Here is a 1,818-nt window from a genome sequence, read left to right as displayed (position 1 = left end):
ATCTGCCTGCAGCTGAAAACGGGATTGTTCAGGACGGACTAGATAGCCTTCAACTATTTTTTCTGTTTGAACGGCTTGTGTTTTGCATTTGAAAGATGTCGAGGCAAGTGCCTGCTTAATCACGCTGAATCTGAGTTGGCCGGCATATCCGTCGATCCAGAAGTAAATTGTGGATGCTTCTTCAATTTTTTTGCTGATGATGGTTTTAATGCTGGATATGAAACATTTCATTTCGTCCGGTCTAATTCTTGCCCGATCTCTTTCTTTAATGGAAATAAAGAAAATATTTTCTGAAGCTTGATTGTGTGCTTCTTGTTTTTTGGTTGGAAAATAATTATTTTCTATATCGATGAGAAAATTTTTTAAAAATTCATCTTTTATTTCGGAACGTTTCATTATTTTTAATTTTGGTTGCTGGTTGACGTGCATCCGGGCTTTATAAATTATTCAAGGCATAGGCCCGCTTCAGCACGAAATGAGCAGTGATCGTACTCATCGGAATCAGGATGGCTTGGCTGTTTTCGCAGTGCCAAGCGATGCCCTGTTTGCCCCTTTCTTGAGCTTGAAGGGCGTGGCCGGGTCGAACGTCCGGCCATTGGCGACCTGCGCGATTGCACCGTTGCCTCCGCTGAATATGTGCTTGTGCATCGGCCGGAGAAAGGTAATACGGCAAGGAGGGGAGAAAAAGAGCAGGAAGAGGATCGGGGGCTTTCTAAACTGCCAGCGCAATCAGGGTGTGCTTTGAATGCTATCTAATTGGGAGCATGGGCGGAATGCAGATGTCATTGCACAAGAGACAAAGATGAAAAGTGCCTGCTGCCACAAAAATGGAAAATGAGTATCGAGAAGTGGCTCAAGATGATTCGTACTTCTTCATTATTGGACTGCTTGATAAAAAATCTAGAAATTTGTGACAAATTTTAGATTTCTTAGTTTCTTTTAAAGTGAAAAGTAGCATTTCAAAATGCATTTCTGCTCCATATTCATTGAACATTGACATTTCCTCATCAAACAAGCCTTTTGTGACGAATTCAATGATATTTCTGTCCGGTTGTCTTTCGATTGTTTGTGAGAATTTTATAGCTTCGACTCTGATTTTTCGAAGTGTTTGCGTATCAATTTTTCCAGCCAGAAAATCTTTTATTTTTCCATTGTATTGAGTGGTTTTTTCTCTGTTTTCTTTTTGGATTGAAGCACTGTCGATTAAAAGCTCTGCTGCAAAATTGCATATTACTTGCTGCGCCTCCTGAAAGGAAAGATCATCTAGATGATATTTTTTTTCTATGATTTTTGCGACTTCCATGTCAGGGCGATAATTTTCTTCCATTGCCGTATTCCTTTATTTGGCGCAATCTTTAATGCCCAATTGCTTTTGCACATGACCGCATGATGGGCACGCGTGCATGGGTTTCATTTTTTTATCGTTACGCCAAACTTTTGATATGGCGCCATTGGTCATTTCCTTGAGTTTTTCGAGTGTGGTTATTCCGGCTGCATTAGCGGAAGTGCTTAAAGCGTCAGCCTCGGCACATTGTCCGTGATAATCACTTCTAAGCTCTTCGGGTACTTTGTCGTATGCTTCTTTGACTGCAGGGTTGGATATTACTTTTCCTCCCTCACCAGTGCTTAGGCCAGTTTGGGTTTGATTGGGAATTTTAGGGCCGCTTAGTGTGCCTTTCGCTCCTGCCAAGCCTTTGGGGTCGATCCAATTACCACTGTTGCGTGCATAAACAAAAAGATTGACGCCACCCAATAGCCCAATGGGATCTTGACTAATAAGTCCGTCCTGAACAATCCCGTTTTCAGCTGCAGGCAGAT

2 protein-coding genes and 1 pseudogene are annotated in these 1,818 nt (G+C 41.9%); all 3 read right to left on the bottom strand.

The annotated features are described in order from the left end of the window. A partial coding sequence (locus BLT03_RS24325; RefSeq protein ID WP_139160545.1) for a hypothetical protein occupies positions 1-396 on the bottom strand: 396 nt, incomplete at its 3' end. A 457-nt stretch (positions 397-853) separates the two neighbouring features. Beyond that, on the bottom strand, positions 854-1,327 hold the full coding sequence (locus BLT03_RS24320; protein ID WP_139160544.1) for a hypothetical protein: 474 nt from the start codon (positions 1,325-1,327) through the stop codon (positions 854-856). A 12-nt stretch (positions 1,328-1,339) separates the two neighbouring features. Next, positions 1,340-1,818: pseudogene (locus BLT03_RS24645) on the bottom strand (hypothetical protein); the annotation flags it as partial.

The organism is Paracidovorax valerianellae (assembly GCF_900102625.1).
Classification (GTDB): Bacteria; Pseudomonadota; Gammaproteobacteria; order Burkholderiales; family Burkholderiaceae_C; genus Paracidovorax; species Paracidovorax valerianellae.
This window is presented reverse-complemented; position numbering and strand designations above follow the sequence as displayed.